Origin of the sequence: Streptomyces sp. SID13031, from assembly GCF_010548305.1 — a bacterium.
In the GTDB taxonomy this organism is placed as follows: Bacteria; Actinomycetota; Actinomycetes; order Propionibacteriales; family Kribbellaceae; genus Kribbella.
The window spans coordinates 107,682-125,364 of record NZ_JAAGLV010000008.1; the positions used below are offsets into that span (position 1 = coordinate 107,682).

7 protein-coding genes and 1 tRNA gene are annotated in these 17,683 nt (G+C 69.6%); 4 read left to right on the forward strand and 4 right to left on the reverse strand.

Annotated features, from left to right (window positions below):
- Positions 1 to 104: 104 nt before the first annotated feature.
- On the reverse strand, positions 105 to 2,834 hold the full coding sequence (gene aceE, locus G3I17_RS17640; protein ID WP_239062658.1) for a pyruvate dehydrogenase (acetyl-transferring), homodimeric type: 2,730 nt from the start codon (positions 2,832 to 2,834) through the stop codon (positions 105 to 107).
- A gap of 330 nt (positions 2,835 to 3,164) precedes the next feature.
- On the opposite strand from aceE, the gene G3I17_RS17645 reads away from it, so the two are divergent.
- From G3I17_RS17645 to G3I17_RS17660, 4 genes are all read left to right on the forward strand, one after another.
- Entirely contained in the window at positions 3,165 to 3,611 is a 447-nt protein-coding gene (locus G3I17_RS17645; RefSeq protein WP_164597523.1) for a DUF3052 domain-containing protein, read from the forward strand.
- A gap of 7 nt (positions 3,612 to 3,618) precedes the next feature.
- Positions 3,619 to 4,098 (forward strand): peroxiredoxin, encoded by a 480-nt coding sequence (locus G3I17_RS17650; protein WP_164597524.1) that lies wholly within the window; start codon positions 3,619 to 3,621, stop codon positions 4,096 to 4,098.
- 31 nt (positions 4,099 to 4,129) lie between these two features.
- Positions 4,130 to 4,201, forward strand: a tRNA-Val gene (locus G3I17_RS17655).
- A 439-nt stretch (positions 4,202 to 4,640) separates the two neighbouring features.
- Positions 4,641 to 14,939, forward strand: a complete 10,299-nt coding sequence (locus G3I17_RS17660; RefSeq protein ID WP_164597525.1) for a non-ribosomal peptide synthetase/type I polyketide synthase — start codon at positions 4,641 to 4,643, stop codon at positions 14,937 to 14,939.
- A 206-nt stretch (positions 14,940 to 15,145) separates the two neighbouring features.
- Here the strand turns inward: G3I17_RS17660 and G3I17_RS17665 are convergent, their stop codons facing one another.
- The 3 genes from G3I17_RS17665 to G3I17_RS17675 form a co-directional block, all read right to left on the reverse strand.
- On the reverse strand, positions 15,146 to 15,700 hold the full coding sequence (locus tag G3I17_RS17665; protein ID WP_164597527.1) for a hypothetical protein: 555 nt from the start codon (positions 15,698 to 15,700) through the stop codon (positions 15,146 to 15,148).
- A gap of 349 nt (positions 15,701 to 16,049) precedes the next feature.
- On the reverse strand, positions 16,050 to 16,997 hold the full coding sequence (locus G3I17_RS17670) for an ROK family protein (RefSeq protein WP_164597529.1): 948 nt from the start codon (positions 16,995 to 16,997) through the stop codon (positions 16,050 to 16,052).
- A gap of 11 nt (positions 16,998 to 17,008) precedes the next feature.
- Complete coding sequence (locus G3I17_RS17675) at positions 17,009 to 17,617, reverse strand: hypothetical protein (protein WP_203590369.1); 609 nt, start codon at positions 17,615 to 17,617, stop codon at positions 17,009 to 17,011.
- Between the last annotated feature and the right edge of the window lie 66 nt (positions 17,618 to 17,683).

Below are 17,683 nucleotides of genomic sequence, written 5' to 3' on the forward strand. Positions count from 1 at the left end.
CCGTACCGGGCTGAGCGGTTCGGCCGGGGACACCACCAGGCCCGGCCGGGCCGCAACGCGAACGGGCCACTCCAGCAGGGGTGGCCCGTTCAGACGTTCAGCACCTAGGCGCCGGTGCCTTCCTGCTTTACGCCGGCTACCGCGGTCGGATCTTCGATGCGGTACTTGCGGGCTGCCTCCGCTGCGACCTCGCGCTTGACCTCGCCGCGCTTGGCGAGGATCTGCAGGGTGGCGACGACGATGGATTCGGCGTCGACGTGGAAGTGGCGGCGGGCGGCGGCGCGGGTGTCGGCCAGGCCCCAGCCGTCGGTACCGAGCGACGTGTAGTCGTTCGGCACCCAGCGGGAGATCTGGTCCTGGACCGCCCGCATGAAGTCGCTGACCGCGACGACCGGGCCCTTGGTGTCCTTCAGTTGCTCGGTGATGAACGGGACGCGCTCGTCCTCGTCTGGGTGCAGCAGGTTGTGCTCCTCCGCGGCGATCGCGTCACGGCGAAGCTCGTTCCACGACGTGACCGACCAGATGTCGGCCGCCACGGAGTACTCCTCGGCGAGGATCTGCTGCGCCTTGCGGATCCACGGCAGCGCGACACCCGAGCCGAGTAGTTGCACGCGCGGTACGTCGTCGCCCTTGGCCGTCTCGTACTCGTTGAACCGGTACAGGCCCTTGAGCAGGGCCGCGACGTCGAGGTCGGCCGGCTCGGCCGGCTGCGCGACCGGCTCGTTGTAGACGGTCAGGTAATAGAAGACGTCCTCGCCGTACGGCTTGTCCTTGTCCAGCCCGTAGCCGTACATCCGGCGCAGGCCGTCCTTGACGATGTGCGCGACCTCGTAGGCGAACGCGGGGTCGTAGTGCACGGCAGCCGGGTTCGACGACGCCAGCAGCGGCGAGTGCCCGTCCGCGTGCTGCAGACCCTCACCCGTCAGCGTCGTACGGCCCGCGGTGGCGCCGATCAGGAAGCCACGGCCGAGCTGGTCGCCGAGCGCCCAGAGCTGGTCGCCGGTGCGCTGGAACCCGAACATCGAGTAGAAGATGTAGAACGGGATCATCGGCTCGCCGTGCGTCGCGTACGCCGTCGCCGCGGCGATCATCGAGCCCATCGCGCCGGCCTCGCTGATGCCCTCGTGCAGCAGCTGGCCCTTCGCGGACTCCTTGTAGGCCAGCAGCAGGTTGCGGTCGACCGCCTCGTACGTCTGCCCGTGCGGCGAGTAGATCTTCGCCGTCGGGAACATCGAGTCCATCCCGAAGGTGCGGTACTCGTCGGGGGCGATCGGGACGATCCGGTGCCCGATCTCCGGGTCCTTCATCAGATCGCGGAAGAGCCGGACGAGCGCCATCGTGGTCGCTACCGGCGTCTTCTCGTTGCCCTTGGCCAGTGGCTTGTAGACGTCGTCGCCGGGCAGCTTCAGCGTCTTCGGCCGGACCCGGCGCTCGGGCAGGAAGCCACCGAGCTGCGAACGGCGCTCCATCATGTACTGGTACTCCGGCGAGTCCTTGCCGGGGTGGTAGTACGGCGGGTTGTAGGCGTCCTCGAGGTCCTTGTCCTCGATCGGCAGGTAGAGCCGGTCGCGGAAGGTCTTCAGGTTGTCGGAGGTGAGCTTCTTCATCTGGTGGGTCGCGTTGCGGCCTTCCAGCGAATCGATCGTCCAGCCCTTGACCGTCTGGGCCAGGATGACGGTCGGCTGCCCGACGTGCTCCTTGGCGCTCTTGAAGGCCGCGTAGACCTTGCGGTAGTCGTGCCCACCGCGGGGCAGCTTGCGCAGGTCCTCGTCGGACAGGTTGCGGACCATCGCCTGGAGCCGCTGGTCGCCGCCGAAGAAGTTGTTCCGGATGTACTCGCCGGACTCGACGGCGTAGGTCTGGAACTGGCCGTCCGGGGTGGTGTTCATCTTGTTCACCAGCGCGCCGTCGTGGTCCTGGGCCAGCAGCGAGTCCCACTCGCGGCCCCAGACCACCTTGATGACGTTCCAGCCGGCGCCGCGGAAGTACGCCTCGAGCTCCTGGATCACCTTGCCGTTGCCGCGGACGGGACCGTCCAGCTGCTGCAGGTTGCAGTTGATCACGAAGGTGAGGTTGTCGAGCTCCTCGCGGGCGGCCAGGCCGATCGCGCCGAGCGACTCCGGCTCGCCCATCTCGCCGTCACCGAGGAACGTCCAGACGTGCTGGTCGCTGGTGTCCTTGATGCCGCGGTTCTGCAGGTACCGGTTGAAGCGCGCCTGGTAGATCGAGTCCAGCGCGGCCAGCCCCATCGAGACCGTCGGGTACTCCCAGAAGTCCGGCATCAACCGCGGGTGCGGGTACGACGACAGGCCCTGGTGCGGCCCGCGGGAGACCTCCTGGCGGAAGCCGTCCAGCTGGTCGGTGGTCAGCCGGCCCTCGAGGAAGGCGCGGGCGTACATACCGGGGGAGGCGTGGCCCTGGATGAAGATCTGGTCGCCGCCGCCCGGGTGGTCCTTGCCCCGGAAGAAGTGGTTGAAGCCGACCTCGTACAGGCTGGCCGCCGACTGGTAGGTGGCGATGTGGCCGCCGACCTCCAGGCCCTTGCGGTTGGCCTTGCTGACCATCACCGCGGCGTTCCACCGGATGAAGGCCCGGATCCGCCGCTCGATGTGCTCGTCACCGGGGAACCACGGCTCGCGCTCGGGCGGGATCGAGTTGATGTAGTCCGTGCTCCGCAGCGCGGGCACCCCCACCTGTCGCTCCCGGGCCCGCTCGATCAGCTTGAGCATCAGGTAACGCGCGCGCACCTTGCCGCGTTCGTCCAGCACGGCGTCGAGCGACTCGACCCACTCACGGGTCTCGTCGGGGTCGATATCGGGGAGCTGGGTGGGCATCCCCTCGGTGATGATGGCTGGTGGTTCGTGTCCGGAAGCCACGGGTGTCCTGCCGTTCTGTCTAGTCGGTACTCCAGTGCCGCGTGTCGGAAGCTCCGGTAGCAGCACCCGTAATCCTGTCACCTGACCGGAATGCGTTCTACTTCGCATCCACAACCTCGTCCGATCTCGCCTGAAAGGGTGGGTGCCACCGGACACGCCCCGTGTCCGACATGCGGATACCGGACACGTCACGGAACCCTCGTGCATACTTGCGCGACGCGGTAGGCCACGATGGACTACTGCTACTGACGCCTACCCCCGGACACCGGGGACGACGGAGGAGGACACGTGAGCGCGACCGCGGACCACGCGGACGGCAAGAGCGGCGAGCCGAACATGGCGAGCCGGCTCGGTTTCGAGAGCGGCACTGTCGTGCTCGAACTCGGGTACGACGACGACTGTGACGATGCCTTCCGCGACGCCATCCAGGAACTGACCGGCGAGGAATTCACCGGCGACGACCCGGACGACGCGGTGGACGTCGTCCTGCTCTGGTTCCGTGAGGACGACGGGGATCTGGTCGACGCCCTGTTCGAGACGCTGACCGACCTCAAGGCCGGCGGAGCCGTCTGGCTGATGACTCCCAAGGTCGGCCGCGAAGGTTACGTCGACGCGGCAGAGGTCGCCGAGGCGGCCCCGACGGCCGGGATGCAGACGACGAGCAGCTTGAGCGTCACCGACGACTGGTCGGCGACGAAGTTGGTGCTGCCGAAGTCACCCAAGGTCAGACGGTGATCGTTCGGTGACTGGCCCAGTCGTCCCCAGGGTCGGCAGCCAGGCACCGGATTTCACCGCCCGCAACCAGCACGGCGAACCGTTCCGGCTCTCGGAGTACCAGGGCCGGCGCGACGTGGTCCTGGTGTTCTACCCGTATGCCTTCAGCAGGGTGTGCACGAGCGAACTCGGCGCGCTCCGCGACCGGCCGGATCTGCTCGCCGGCGCGGAGTTCGTGGGGATCTCGTGCGATCCCATGTTCACGCTGCGCGCGTACGCCGAGGCGGAGCGGCTGGAGTTCGGGCTGCTCAGCGACTTCTGGCCGCACGGCGCGATCGCGTCGGCTTACGGGGTGTTCGACGCCGACCGTGGCTGCGCGGTGCGCGGGACGTTCGTGATCGACCAGGCCGGGACCGTGCGCTGGTCGGTGGTCAACACGATCCCCGAGGCGCGGGACCCGGACGAGTATGCGGAGGCCCTGGCAAGCCTTCGACCCGATCTCGGATAGACTCTGCGCTCCGCCTTCACGGGTGGAACGAGGGCGCTTAGCTCAGCGGTAGAGCGCTTCCCTTACAAGGAAGATGTCGGGGGTTCGATCCCCTCAGCGCCCACCTCTCCCCCTTCCTGGGCAGCCGGTTCGGCCCTCTTCACCAGCGGGTTCGCGACACGCTGCCCGGGGCTCCGACTTTCTTTACAGTCAGCTGCCGGATCTGCTTCGGCCAGGTCACATTTCGGCTGGTAAGGTTCCCGTTCGTCGGCAAGTCGATGACGCACCGGGACCACTCGGTCACCGTCGTCGTGCGGTCGGCAACGGGGCTTTTCTGTCGGTATCTGCGAGACGGGTGTGCTCTGATCCCGCTCCGTCCAGTTGGGGAGGCGCGTGTCCGTGGGTCGCCGACTGGCTAGTGCGCCGTGTCGGCCGTTCCGCTGCGCTACCGGCGCCCAGCCACGCACCTCGACACCGCTATCGCTAACGGAACGGCCGACACGGCGCACTAGCGCCTCCGTCTCCTCCGCTGCCGTCCGGCCGAGTAGTACGGGGCTGGTGCGATGAGGCAGGGTGTGGACCGCCCGGCGATCAGTACCGGACCGGCGCTGATGATCCCCGCGGGATACCCGCGCGATCTGCCCAGTGCTCTGCTCCGCGCCGCCCGCGACTTCGGTACCGCGGGTGTCGTCGAGATCGGCCCCGACGGCCGCGAGACCCGCCTCGACTTCCCGACGCTGCTCGAGCTCGCCGCGCGCATCCTGGCCGGCCTGCGCGCGAACGGCGTACGGGCCGGTGACCCCGCTGTCGTCCACTGCACCGAGCCGGTCGGCTTCTTCGCCGCGTTCTGGGCATGCACGCTGGGCGGCATCCGGCCGCTGCTGATGTCGCCGTCGCCCGAGGGCGACACCACCGAGGAGGGCCGCGAGCGGCTCCGCAAGGTCACCGACCTGCTCGGCTGGACCGTCCTGATCGGCCGCCCGTCGGACCTGCCGAACGACCTTGGCCTGCCGGTGCTCGACCCCGACGCACTCGCCGGGCACGAGCCGACCACCGAGTTCCATCGGCCCGCCGCCGACGACGTCGCAGTACTGATGATGACGTCGGGCAGCAGCACCGGTACGCCGAAGATCATCCAGCTCACGCATCGCGGCCTGGTCGAGTTCGCGGCCGGTACGCCGGCCATGCTGCCGGTGCGACCCGGGCAGACGACACTCAACTGGTTGCCGCTCGACCACAGCGGCGCCTTCCTCCTGTACCACCTGCTGCCCGTGTTCACGGGGTGCACCAACATCCACGTCGCCACCAACTGGGTGCTCGCGGACCCGCTGCGCTGGCTCGACCTGATGGACCAGCACCGGGTGAACCACTCCTGGTCGCCGAACTTCGGGTACCGGCTGGCCGCCGCGGCGATCGCCGGCGAGCCCGATCGGCACTGGGACCTGTCGGCGTTGCGCAGCCTGGTCAGCGGTGGCGAGCAGATCACCGTGCCGGTGGTGAGCGAGTTCCTGCGGCTGACGAACCGCTTCGGCGTCGTACCGGAGACCTTCGTCGCAGCGTGGGGGATGACCGAGACGGTCACCGGCATCACCTTCGGGCGGCCGGGCCTCACGCCGAACGTGCATCGCGTACGGATCTCGCAGAACGGCGTCGTCGAGTGGGTCGACCAGCGCACCAACGCCGGCAAGGTCGCGGTCGCCCGGCCCGGCAAGGGGCGCGTGGACGCTCCCGGCGTACTGAGTCTCGTATCGGTCGGCGCGCCCGCTCCTGGGGCGACTGTGCGGATCGTGGGAGCCAACGGCGCAGTACTGCCGGAGGGACGGATCGGGCAGCTGCAGATCGCGTCCGCGCGGGTGACGCCGGGGTATCTGGGGAATCCGGACGCGGACCGGGCGGCGTTCCCTGCCGGGAACTGGCCGGCGCGGAAGTGGCTGGCGACGGGGGATCAGGGGTTCATCTCCGGCGGGCAGGTGGTGATCACCGGGCGCGACAGCGAGCGGATCATCCTCAACGGCCAGACGTACTACGCACACGAGCTCGAAGCCGTCGCGGCTGCCGCTCCTGGCGCTGAGGCCGGACTGGTGGCGGCGTGTGGGGTTGCCGACGCCGGGCTGGGGACTGAGCGGTTGCTGATCTTCTATGCGCTGACCTCGGACGCCGCCGAGGGCGTGGACGAGGCGATCCGGTCGGTAGTGCGCGGGCGACTCGGCCTTGACGCGCGGGTAGTCGGAGTACCGCGCCGACACTTCCCGACCACCCCCGGCGGCAAAATCCTCCGTCCCCTCCTCAAGCAACGCTGGCTAGACAACACCCTGGAAACAGCCCCAGGCCCCTACGCAACCACCCCCGGCCCCCACGCGGCCCCCGCCCCTTTCGCGACAGCCCCAACGTCTTCCCCGTACGGCGACCCAGTCCGCCCCGGCTCGATCACCGCCCGCTCCTCAGACTTCGAAGAAGACACCAGCGAGCAAACCACCGAACTCCCCATCGTCCGCCTGGCCTGGCGCCGAAACCTCCAAGACTCCATCCCCCACCCACCCCAACGCCCCACCCTCGGCGCCAACCGCCTCCCCACTCCCGACCCCCTCGCAGATGCCCCCGAGACAGACCCACACGGCGACTCCAACGAGAACCAGCGCGGCGAGGTCGAGGCATCCGCATCCGCATCCGCATCCGCCGAGGCTCCCGCGCTGGACGACGACCGTCCCGCCGATGCCGCCGATGCCGCCGATGCCGCCGATGCCGCTGACGCCGAGCCCGGCTCGCCCGTGGACGCCGCCGGCCAGAAGCGCCATCCGCTCGCGGACGCTCCCGAGACAGACCTGCGCGGCGAGCCCAACGGCAACTCGCGCGCCGAGGCCGAGGCATCCGAGTCCGCATCCGCGTTGGAGTCCGCGTCAGAGTCGGGGTCCGAGTCCGCGTCAGAGTCGGGGTCCGAGTCCGCATCCGCGTCGGGGTCCGAGTCCGCCGAGGCTCCCGCGCTGGATGGCGACCGGCTAGTCGACGCTCTCGGGGCTAAGGTCGGCCCGCCTGCCGACGCTGCTAAGGCTGAGGTGCTCGGGGTGGCCGTCGCGGAGGAGTCTCGTCCGCTTGCGGATGCTGCCAAGACAGACCTGCGTGCCGATCCGGCCGACGACGGCTCACGCACTGAGGCGGAGCCGGCTGCGCTCCTCGACGACTCCGCGCTGGAAGCCGACCGGCCCGCAGCAGCCTCCGTGACTGAGGCCGGCTCGCTCGCAGACACCGCTGAGGCCGACCCACCCGCCGCCAAGACAGACCTGCACGCCGACGCCGACGCCGACGCGGGCGCGAGTGACGGCGAGCTGCGCAGCGAGGTCGGGGCATCCGACTCCGCCGAGGCCCTCGCGCTGGACGGTGACCGGCCAATCGATGCTGCCGGGGTCGAGCCTGGCTCGCTTGTGGATGTTCGCGAGGCCGACTTGATAGCTGAGGCGTCGGACGGCAGCCTGCGCGCAGACCTGGCCGACGGCGACATCCAAACCGGGGCCGACGCATCCCCGTCCGCTGAAGAGCTGTCCGCCGAAGGCGCGCCTGCTGATGGGCCGGTCACCCCGGTGCCGGACGCTGACGAGTTGAGCGCCGACCAGACGGTTGACAAGAAGCCGGTGGCCGACGAGGCGGGCGGCGAGGAGCCGGTTGGCGGCGGGTCTGTCGTGGGAGCTGCTGACGGGGCACCTGCCGAGCTGGTTGGTACTACCTCGGACGATGGCGAGGTTGCCGGGCAATCCGCGCGAGGCTCCGAAGTCGTCACACACTCCACACTTGTGCCGGATGCGGCCGAGGAATCGGCGCCCGTTGCTAGGGCTAAGCTGTCTACGCCGAGGCCGGAGTCCGTCGAGCCGGCAGTGCCTGACGCCGAGCCTCCTGTTGCCGAGCGGACAGCGCCTGACGCCGAGCCTGCTGTTGCCGGGCAGACGGGGCCGGGAGCCGAGTCTGTAGTCGCCGAGCTGTCAGGCGACGAGGACGAGGGCGCTGCGGCTCGTGAGTACGAGGTACCTGCGTCTGCTCCCGCGGGCGTCGAGCAGGACACGGTTGAGCTCGACCAGGAAACCACTCAGCTGACAGCAATCCGGGTCGACGCCGACGCTCCTGCTGGGGTGTCGGACGCGGAAATTTCTGGCTCTGACACCGAGTCCGCCGATGTGCCGGCTGCCGAGTCAGCCACCGCGCTTGGTGAACCCTCCAAGGCTGAGATCCCGCTTGCGGAGTCCAGCGAGGCTGAGACCGGGCTTGCGGAGTCCGGTGAGGCTGAGGCCGCGTCTGCGGAGTCGGCTGGGTCTGCGTCTGTCGAGCCTGTGGAGGCAGAGGCTGCGCTTGGGCAGTCGGCTGGGGATGAGGGATTGGCGGCGGGGTCCGCCGACGTACGGGCTGATGAGGCGGATGCCGCGCCGGAGTCGGGATCCGAGGAGCTGCGGGAATCTGTTGAGGGCGAGATGCCCGCCGAGGCCGCCGCTGAGCTTGGGCAGGACGGCCGTGCGGAGTCCGAGCAGGTCGTCGCGGAGCCGGAGCAGACCGAGGTCGAGTCGGCACCGGACCTCGACTCGGAGCTGGACAGCGAGTCGAAGTCAGACAGCGAGTCGAAGTCAGACGCTGAGTCGAAGCCTGACAGTGAGTCGGAGGCGGCTGCCGATACTGAGCTGGAGCAGGTCGTTGGAGCGGGGGCGACTGGCGGTGAGGCGGACGAGCAGGCGGTTGGGGTCGAGGCCGAGCAAGCTGCAGTCGCCGCTGACTCTGAGCAGGAATCTGCTGCCGATTCCGAGCAGGGATCTGCTGTCGACTCCGAGGAGGAGTCTGCCGCTGACATGAAGTTGGCTCCCCGATCGCCCGAGCCTTCGGTTGGGGTTAGGTCGGCTCGGGCTGAGGTGCCGGGGGTTGCGGGGCACGGTGCTGGGGCGCGGGCCGCTGGGGTTGAGGAGCGGAAGAAGCAGAAGGTTGCCAAGGCCGGTGTGGTGGAGCCGGTGGCTGTGGTGGGGTTGGCTGGGCGGTTCCCGGGGGCTGGGTCGGTTGAGGAGTTCTGGGAGAACCTGCTCGGTGGGGTCGAGAGTGTCCGGCGGTTCTCAGAGGAGGAGTTGCGGGAGGCCGGCGGGAGTGACGCGTTCGGGGACGAGGAGCTCGTCGCGGTCAGTGGGGCGCTGGATGACGTGGAGTTGTTCGATGCCGCGTTCTTCGGACTCAGTGACCGGGAAGCGGAGCTGACAGACCCAGCGCAGCGCATCTTCCTCGAGGTTTGCCAGCAGGCGTTGGAGCACGGTGGGTACGCCGGTGCGTCCGGCCGGATCGGCATCTTCGCCGGCTCCGGTATGAACCTTTACACCCAGCAGAACCAGCCGTCCGACTACCTCGCGACCCGCGTCGCGTACCGGCTCGGGCTGACCGGCCCGGCGATCGGTGTACAGGCCGCCTGGTCTTCTTCGCTCGTGGCGGTTCATCTTGCTTGCCAGGCGTTGCGCAGCGGCGATGCGGATCTCGCGCTCGCCGGCGCCGCCGCGGTACACGTGCCGCAGGCAACGGGTTACCACGCGAGCGCTCGCTCGATCCTGTCGCCGACCGGCCACGTCCGTGCGTTCGACGCCGATGCCGACGGCACCGTCGGTGGCAACGGTGTTGCCGCGGTGTTGCTCAAGCGGCTCGACCAGGCGATCGCCGACGGCGACACCGTGTACGCCGTGATCAAGGGCTCCGCGGTCACCAACGACGGCGGCGCTGCCGGTCAGGTCGAGCTGGTCGAGCGCGCGCTGGAGAAGTCCGGTGTACCGGCCGGCTCGCTCAGCTACGTCGAGGCCAACGCGACCGGTACCGCGGCCGAGGACACGGTCGAGTTCCGCGCTCTCACCGCTGCGCTGCGCAAGCACACCGATCAGGTCGGCTTCTGCACGATCGGTTCGGTGAAGCCCAACATCGGCCACCTCGACAGCGCCGCGGGCATGGCCGGGCTGATCAAGACCGTGCTGATGCTGCAGCACCGCACACTCGTCCCGACGATCAACTACACCAAGCCCAACCCGGACCTGTCTGTTGCCGGCAGCCCCTTTGTGATCGGTACCGAGGTCCGCGACTGGGAAGCCGGTACGCCGTTGCGCGCCGGCGTCAGCGCACTCGATGCCAAGGGCACCAGTGCGCACGTGATCCTCGAAGAGGCGCCGCGCCAGATCCGTCGCGGTGAGGACGGCCCCGTCGTGCTGCCGATCTCGGCGCCCGACCCGGCCGCGCTTGCCGACCTGGCCGCACTGTTCCAGGCGGAGCTCGAAGAGGGCACAGGGCAACGACTCATCGACCTCGCCGGTACTGCGGCGATCGGCCGCCCGGCACATCGCCACCGCATCGCCGTCGCGGGTTCCTCCGAATCCGAGCTGGCCGAAGCGTTCGCGGCTGCCGTCACCGCCGAAGTACCGCGCGGCGGACCCGGCCCGCTCGGGTTCGCGTTCACCGGCCAGGGCGCGGCCAGGCGAGGGATGGCTGCCGGCCTTGCCGTGCGGTTCCCCGTCTTCCGGGCGGTGCTCGATGAGTGCGACAAGGTCTACGAAGAGGAGTTCGGCGGCAGCCTGCTAGAGCTGCTGCTGACGCCCGCCGGCTCCGATGGCGTCTGGCCGACCGAGACCGCGCAGCCTGCGCTGTTCGCCTTCGAGTTGGCGCTGGCCCGGCTGTGGCAGTCGTTCGGCGTACAACCGGCGCTCGTGGTCGGGCACAGCGTCGGCGAGTACGCCGCGCTGTGCGTCGCAGGTGCGCTGTCGTTGGCCGACGGCGTGAAGCTGACCGCGCAGCGCGGAGTACTGATGCAGCGCGGGACCGTGCCAGGCGCGATGGTCGCCGTACGAGCGGATGCTGATCGCGTTCGGGAGCTGGCGCAGACGCCGGGCGTGGAGATTGCCGCGGGCAACGGTCCGCAGTCGTTCGTGCTGACCGGGTCCGAGGTGATCGTCGGGCAGCTGGCCGAGCAGCTCGACCGGCTGGAGCTCAAGTGGCAGCGGCTGGAGGTCGACCGGGCGTTCCACAGCTCGCTGGTCGATCCGATCCTCGCCGACTTCGCCAAAGTCGTTGCCCAGATCAAGCTCAAGCCGCTGCGGATGCCGATGGTGTCCAGCTGGTCGGGGGAGTTGCTCGAGAGCGGTACTGCGCTCGACGGCGACTACCTGGTCGGACAACTCCGCCAACCCGTGCTGTTCGGTGACGCAGTCGAGGCGTTGACCGCAGCAGGATGCCGCCGGTTCCTCGAGCTGGGCCCGGATGCCGTACTGAGCCCGGCCGGGCGGCGGATCGCTCCGAACAGCACCTGGATCCCGACCCAGCGGCTCGGTCAGGATCCGGTGCTGGCCACGATGAACGGGCTGGCCGAGCTGTACGAGCAGGGCACCGAGATCGTGTGGGCGAAGGTGTACCCGGAGAGCGGCCGAGTGCCCCTCCCGACGTACCCGTTCCGTCGCGTGCACCATCCCGTCGACGCCTCGGCGCGGCCGGTCGCGCTCGCGCAGGCGCCCGTGGTGGAGGACGAGCGTTCGATCGAGCGCAGCGGGGCGGCGCTGAAGCGCATCCCACTCGACCCGCCGGCGTCGGACGGCGTCGTGGCGCCTGTGATCGAGGAGATCGAGACGCACGACCTGTCCCCGTTCGCGATCCCGGCCGACGACCACGACCGCCGTGCAGTGGTGGTCGAGCTGGTACAACCGGAGCCGAGCGTCGAGACGGACGGCGCTGAGCTCGTCAAGTCCGCGTACGTGCAGATGCTCCCTCCCGCAGCGAAGGCGACCGACTTCGAGCCGATCGCGGTGACCGAGACCGGAAGCGAGACCTCCGCAGCAGCCGGAAGCGAGACGTCCGCCGGGAGCGAGTCTTCCGCGGCGGCCGGGAGCGAGGGGCCAGCCGGTGACGCAGCGGTTGCGGAGCCTGCTCGGGAGGTCGTGCCGGCGGCCGAGTTGTATCGGGTGTCGCTGGAGGTCGTCCTAGACCTGACCGGCGAGCAACTCGGGCTGGATCCGTACGACTTGACCGTCGATCACACGTTCGCCGAGCTGGGCGCGGACTCGCTTTCGATGCTGCGGGTCGTCGAGGAGATCGGTCAGCGCTTCGATACCGAGATCGCGGTCAGCGAACTCTTCGACGAGCTGAACACGCCGCACAAACTCGCCTCGGCGATTGCCTACCGCAACCAACCCGACGGTGACGAGGTCGACCCCCTCGACCTACTCCGCCCGGCCACACCAGAAGCCACCAAAGCCGAAGCCGAAGCCGAAGGCCCCGAAAGCGTAGAGGCCTCAAAGAGCACAGAGGCCGCAGAACAAGACCCCCGGACGGCGTTGGCCGTGCTCGGCTCCGGCCTGGCCGACCTGGCGGCGAAGGTGGACGCAGCCGCCGCCGCGACAAGCGAGGCCGAGCTACCTGGTTCAGGGATGGCCGCGCTCATGTCGCAACAGCTCCGCGTCGCCGGCCAGCTGGTCGACGGCGTCACCAAGCTGATGCACGAGCAGCTCGCACTCCTCAACGAGACAGCGCAAAAACTCGAAGCAACCCAGGCCGCAGTACAGGCCGGCAAGGATCAGGCCAAGAGCGACAAAGCCAAGCAGGCAGACAAAGCCAAGCAGGCAGACAAGGCCGAGGCCGAGAAATCCAAGCGGGCAAGGGATCTGGCGTACTGGCAGACAGCCCTCGACGGCGCCCAGCCGCTGGTCCTCCCGACCGACCGTCCGCGCCCAGCAGGTGACGACGTGATCGCCACGGTCGTCCACGAGCTCAACGCGGACGTCGGCGACGCCGTCTTCGCGTTCAGTCGCGACCGCCGCGTCAGCCCGCTGATGACGATGCTCGCCGGTGTCGGCACCGTGCTCGGCCGCTTCGCCGCCCAGGACGACATCACGATCGGCACCGCGGCCCTCCGCCGCCCCGGCGAGACGGCACCGCAGCCGGCCCTCCCGCTCCGCCTCGACCTGTCCGGCGAGCCCGACCTCGGCGACCTCGCCCAGCGCATCCGCGAGATCACCACGACCGCGGTCGACCATTCGATCGCCGACCTCGCGACCCTCGAGCAGGACCCACTCTTCCAGGTGCTGGTCGAGTTCGAGGACGGCGACGAAGACCTCGCCCCGGGCCTCGACGTCCGCTTCCGCCTCGCGTACCACGGCGGCGGCATCACCTGTACTGCGGACTATCGCGCCGGCCTGTTCGACGAGCTGACCGTCAAGCGCCTGCTCGCGTACCTCGAGGCTGTCCTGCGCCGGGCCATCGAGGACCCGAGGCTCCCGCTGCCCGAGTTGATGCTCCCGATCGAGGCAGACCTGAAGATCCTCAGCGAGTTCGAGGGCGAGGCAGCTCAGACCGGACCGGTCGGCCGGGTCCGCCGGGACGCCGTCGTCGCGGGTGAGCTCAGCGGACTCCACACCCTCTTCGAGCAGCAGGTGGCCAGGACGCCCGACGCGCTCGCCTTGATCCACGGCGACCGCGAGATCTCGTACGGCGAGCTCGATCGCCGCTCGAACGCAGTCGCCTGGCAACTCGTCGACCTCGGCGTGAGGCCCGGCCAGTTGGTCGCCGTACGGGTCGCCCGTGGCGCGGAGCTCGTGGTCGCAGTACTGGCCGTGCTGAAGTCAGGTGCTGCCTACCTGCCGCTGGACCCCGGCGTACCGGAGTCACGCTGGGCATTCATGACGGCCGATGCGGGTGCTGTCGCGCTGGTCGGCGACGACGCGGCGCTGGCCGACCGGCTCGGGCTGCGGCTGGTTCCGGTGGCTGCGGCCGATGGCGACCTGCGGGCGAAGCAGGCTCCGCCCGTACGAGCTGCGGCCGACGACATCGCCTACTGCATCTACACCTCGGGCTCGACCGGAAACCCGAAGGGCGTCGCCGTACCGCATCGCGGCCCGGTCAACCTGATCCGGCACTACCTGCGGACCAGGCGGTCGATGCGCACGCTGCAGTGGACCTCGTTCGGCTTCGACGTCCACGTGCAGGAGATGTTCACCGCGCTGGCCTCGGGCGCCGCGCTGGTGCTGATCGGCGAGGACGACCGGTACGACCCGGATGCGGTCGTCGCGGCGCTGAAGGATCATGGCGTGGAGCGGCTGTTCATGGCGTTCACGCCGCTGACCGCGCTGCTCGCCACGATGCGCAAGGTGCCCGAGCTGCCGGCGCTGCAGGAGATCGTCGCCGGGAGCGAGGCGATGGTCGTGACGCACAAGATCCGCGACTTCCTCGAAGTGCATCCGGACTGCACGCTCTACAACGAGTACGGCCCGACCGAGGCGTCCGTGGTGACCACGATCCACCAGGTCGACCCGGACGAGGACCGGCCGTCCATCGGGCGCCCGATCGACGGGGTGGTCGTGCGCCTGCTCGACGAGGCGCTGCGGCCGGTACCGGTGGGCGCGATCGGTGAGATCCACCTCGGTGGCGTGGCCGTTGCCCAGGGCTACCTCGGCCGTCCCGACGAGACCGAGAGGGCCTTCGTGAGCGACCCGGCGCATCCGGGGGGCCGGCTGTACCGCAGCCGCGACCTCGGCCGCTGGCGTGCCGACGGGTCGCTGGACTACCTCGGTCGCGCCGATGATCAGGTCAAGATCCGCGGGCATCGCGTCGAGCCGGGGGAGACCGAGCACGTCCTAGCCGACCTGCCTGGCGTGATCGACGCCGTCGTGGTCGCCTGCGCCGACCCGGCCGGCGACACCTGCTTGATCGGATACGTCGTGCTGGAGGACAGCGAGCCCGCAGTACTCGCGAACCTCCTGCTGGAGCTCACCAAGGAGCTGCCGATCTACCTGGTCCCGGCCGACCTGATCCCGGTCGAGGACCTCCCGCTGGACGCCAGCGGCAAGCTGGATCGCTCCCGGCTCCCCGCGCCGGAGTGGCTCAGCTGAGCCCGGGGCTCAGCCACACACCAAGCTCCCGACCGTCCTGAGCCTCGCGCCCAGGACAGCGCAACTGCGGACCGCCACCGCAGGTTGATGTGTGGTGGCGATCCGGGGAAGTCGGTTCTGCACCGTGTACGGGGGTTGTGTGCCCGGCGGCTACCCTCCCGCAACCTCCGGCCTACCGTCCGCGGTGCAGAACCCGCGCTCGATCCTCATCCCTCCTGAGGATCGACCGCACCTACCTCGACCGCTCGCCGGCGAAGCAGCGCGTAGGCGCTGATCACGCAGATGAGCAGGGAATATACGGCCCAGACGGGTCCGACGTTGCCGAGCTCGGGTCCGTTCCCCCGGGAGCCGAGTACGACGACGGCGGTGACCGCGACGAGCGCGATCAACGGGCCGGTCCAGCCCAGCACACCCATCCGCACCGGCTGCTCGGACCCGGACGGTTCGTCCAGGGCCGAGGCGGCGGAGATGGCGCGTCCCCGGAGGGACTCGTGCAGAGCCGCGACGCCGCACGCGGCGGCGACGTTCAGGAGCAGCAAGCGGCCCGCCACCTCGCCGATCGCGGCGCCACCGGGGCCGACCGTGCCGTACACGACGGCGTACAGGTCGACCGGGACGGTGGCCGCGGCGGCGAGGACGACGAGAGTCTGGAACAGCCGCGGCCGGCGTACCGAAGTACGCAGCAGGCTGGTGCCGGACGTCGTGGCGACCACGAGTGCGGTGAAGAAGAGCGCGAAGACGATGAGAACGGCGGCGTCCATCAGGACCTGATCCCTACGGTCGAGCGTTGCCCCGGACAACGCTGGTGGACGTGCGTACATCGGTAGTTCGGTTTGCCCGCGAGAGCGGCGAGGAGTCTCCTCCTCGCCGCCTACGCAAGCGGTCAATCCCCGGCATGCAGGTCCCCCCTGATTGCCCTCGGACGGCGTGCCCCCACCCCGTCCATCCGTTGCATCGCGAGAGCAGGGGTCGCCGTTACAAGGATCTGGGCAATTGCGTAAAAAATGCGCAAATTTGCTCGGGAGACCCCTTTCCGCACGCCACATTTGTGTGTGAGGGGTCGCAGACCGTCATGAGACGGTTACATTGGCGCCAATTGCCCGATATGTACTACCTCAGCGCGGACTCCGGGCGAGTGGCCGCGGGCAACAGATCCCAGCCGAGCCGGGCGGCGCCGATCAGGCCGGCGTTGTCGAGCTGGGCCGGTCCGACGGTCAGGTCGGTGACGAAGGGCAACTGTGCCAGCCGCTTCACCCAGCGCTGGACCGGGTCGAACAACACCGGTCCCGCCTTGGCCACGCCGCCGCCGATCACGACGGTCGTGAGGTCAACGGTCACAGCGGTGGCAACGATGCCCGCCGCGAGCGCCTGCGCGCCGTCGTCGAACACCGCGAGGGCGATCTCGTCCCCGGCGGCGGCGTCCGCGGACAGTACCGCCGCGTCGACGTCCTCGGTACTGCGCCAGCCGCGACGCTTGGCCCGGGCAACCATCCGCGGCCCGCTCGCATACGTCTCGACGCAACCATACGAGCCGCACGCGCACGGCTCGCCATCGAGGTCGACCACGACGTGCCCGAGATGGGCCGCGTTACCGGACTGGCCGAGCAGCGGCTTGCCGTCCAGCACGATCCCCGCGCCGACCCCGGTGGACACGACGATGCCGAGCAGACTGCTGACATTGCGCCCCGCGCCGGTCCAGAACTCGCCGAGCGCGAAACAGTGCCCGTCGACCCCCAGCGTGACCGGTACGTCGCCGACGAGCGCGCGGACCCGGTCGACGAGCGGGAAGTTCCGCCAGCCGACGATGTTCACCGGCGAGACCAGACCGTGCTGCTGGTCCAGCGGCCCGGCCGAACCGATCCCGACCGCGACCGGTTCGGCGTCACCGATCACCCGGCCGATCAGCTCGCCGAGCGCGGCGAACACCTGGTCCGCGTCGCCGGGCGGCGTCGGGATCCGGTCCTTGGTGACGATCTCGCCGTCGGCCGACACGAGGGCGGCGGCCATCTTCGTGCCGCCGATGTCGATGCCGAGCACCGTCGCTGCCTGATAGCTCATGGTCCCCCCGCTCAGTGCCGGTGCAGATTGTCAGGTTGGTTGCTGTCACCCGGATGCTCGAGCCCGTGGACCAGTTGGACCCGCTCGTGCCGGGCAGCGTTCAGCCAGCGCGTGAACGCCTCGAGCCGCGCGCTGTCCAGCAGCTCCGCATGCCACCGCTCGACCGGTACTGCGGGGTCGCGCGGCGCCTCCTTGCCGAGCACGTCGGCCGCATACGCCAACTGCTCGGCCGTGATCGCCACCTCGCTGGTCACCAGCTCAGCAACCCGGCGTACGGCCTCGGAGCCACCGAGCGCAGCCGCAGTGATCGAACCAACCGCGATCGCCGCCGACACATCCAACGGCCGCGCGCCGGCTACCGCCGCGGGCTGCATCGCCTGCAGGGGCGACGCTCCGCCCTCGACCACAGGCTCGGGCATGGTCAGCTCACCTTGGCGGGTCAGTTCGGCCAGGCAGAGTTGTTCGGTGAGGATTACCTGGGTGACCCAGCGGGCGAACTGGCGGGCCTCGCGGGTGGCGGGCTTCGGTAGTACGCAGGCGGCGTCGCGGGCGCGGAACGCGGCCAGGCGCTCGTCCAGAAGCCGCCGCGGTACCGGCTGCCCGTCGAGGTAGGCCAACACCTCAGCGGGCGCCTCTGGTGCGCCGGGCCGGGCATCACCGTGCCCATGGCCGTGGCCGTGACTGGC

Coding starts and splice junctions, on each gene's coding strand:
- aceE (WP_239062658.1), bottom strand. CDS start 2,834: ATGCCCACCCAGCTCCCCGATATCGACCCCGACGAGACCCGTGAGTGG.
- G3I17_RS17660 (WP_164597525.1), top strand. CDS start 4,641: ATGAGGCAGGGTGTGGACCGCCCGGCGATCAGTACCGGACCGGCGCTG.
- G3I17_RS17665 (WP_164597527.1), bottom strand. CDS start 15,700: ATGGACGCCGCCGTTCTCATCGTCTTCGCGCTCTTCTTCACCGCACTC.
- G3I17_RS17670 (WP_164597529.1), bottom strand. CDS start 16,997: ATGAGCTATCAGGCAGCGACGGTGCTCGGCATCGACATCGGCGGCACG.